The organism is Moorena sp. SIO4A1, assembly GCF_010672065.1.
Lineage (GTDB): Bacteria > Cyanobacteriota > Cyanobacteriia > Cyanobacteriales > Coleofasciculaceae > Moorena.
The window spans coordinates 1-1480 of record NZ_JAAHHX010000693.1 but is presented as its reverse complement, the minus strand read 5'-3'; the positions used below and the strand labels follow the sequence as shown (position 1 = coordinate 1480).

Annotated in this window: 1 protein-coding gene and 1 pseudogene; one reads left to right on the top strand and one right to left on the bottom strand. The window is 43.3% G+C overall.

Annotated features, from left to right (window positions below; genetic code table 11):
• Positions 1-197: 197 nt before the first annotated feature.
• Positions 198-302, bottom strand: a pseudogene (locus F6K53_RS42000) (ISAs1 family transposase); the annotation flags it as partial.
• A gap of 352 nt (positions 303-654) precedes the next feature.
• Here F6K53_RS42000 and F6K53_RS41995 point away from each other — a divergent pair.
• Positions 655-1480 (top strand): hypothetical protein (locus F6K53_RS41995; RefSeq protein ID WP_293086395.1); only part of this gene is annotated, 826 nt, incomplete at its 3' end.

The following is a 1480-nucleotide window of genomic DNA, read 5'->3' as shown; positions in this document are numbered from 1 at the left end:
ATTGGGGTAGCAGCGGCTTATGGCATTTACCTTGGCGCAAGAGAGATTAAAACTCAAGAACGTAAGGCTTTCCTTGAACAGAGTCCTTGGCACAAAATTTTTTAGGACTTAGGCAAAACTCGTATATATAATGGATAGCACCGAACTTAATATGATACTAAGTGGCAGCCAAGCCATGGTGATTTGGGACCCATCCCATCAAAGGTCACCACCGCCCCCTTGAGGGTAAGCAACAACAGCCGTAGCGGCACCGCTGTGATGTCATGGGATTTGCGATCAACTTTTTGCTGAGCCAGCACTAGTTCATGGTCACTGCTAATAACACTCACACTTTGCAAGGCTTTGAGTTGACCTTCTTGATCCTAGGAACCTTTGGCAGTCTTGCCATAGATATCAATTAGTACAAAACCCAATTTCGTCGTGATGCTGCTCACCCAACTCATCTAACCATGGGCGCGATCGCGTTATCGTAGGTTTAAATGACCACAAACCCATCCGCGCCTGAGAGCACAGGCAAAATACCAATCGTGATCATCGCCACCAAGCTATGATTTTTCCTTATCCATACCATTATTTCCATTGGGCGGTGGATGGTAGGTACACAACGGGAGTTAATAAGTAATTTATTTTGTTTTTATCACTTAAAAATTAAGTATGGTTCCATTTCAGTGGGTTAATGCAACAGATTTAAATCGATGGGCTGGTACCAGGGATGCTCAAGCCCGATTGCCCCAGTTATTGCGTCGCCTCATTCATGCTACAGTCCAGCAAACTCAACGGGTTGTGTTTCCAGCTGGTGATAGCGTTCAAATGGGGGGATGGGATGGCATTGTGGACGCACCTGAAGGTAATAGTTTTGTTCCTAATGGCTATTCAGGGTGGGAACTTGGAGTTAAGAAAGATGTTAAGGGTAAAGCAGATGATGATTATGATAAGCGTGTTAAAAATACTCTAGGAGTGCCTCCTGCTGAAACCACTTTTGTTTTTGTTACCCCCCGACGATGGGCTAATAAGGATAAGTGGGAGAAAGAGAAGAAAAGTGAAAGAATATGGGCTGATGTAAGGGCTTATGATGCTGATGACTTAGAACAGTGGTTAGAACAGGCTCATGGTGTTCATGCTTGGTTAGCTCGGTTAATGGGGAAGTGGCCGGAACAAGCTCAGGATCTTAGTAGCTTCTGGGATGATTGGAAAAACTCTACTTCACCAGCAATGAATACACAGTTACATCTTGCAGGCAGAGAGGAAGAAGTTAAAAAAGTACACAATTGGTTGAAAGCAGAACCATCAAAACTTACTATCCAAGCAGATACTCGTGAAGAAGCAATTGCGTTTTTTGCTGCGGTTATTCATCAAATGCCAGAGGCACAAAATGTAAACTATTTATCTCGGTGTATTATTGTTCAAAATGAGTCCTCATTGCGGTATTTTGCTAGCACCCAAGAATCACTAATTTTAATTCCAGCATTTGAGCAACCAA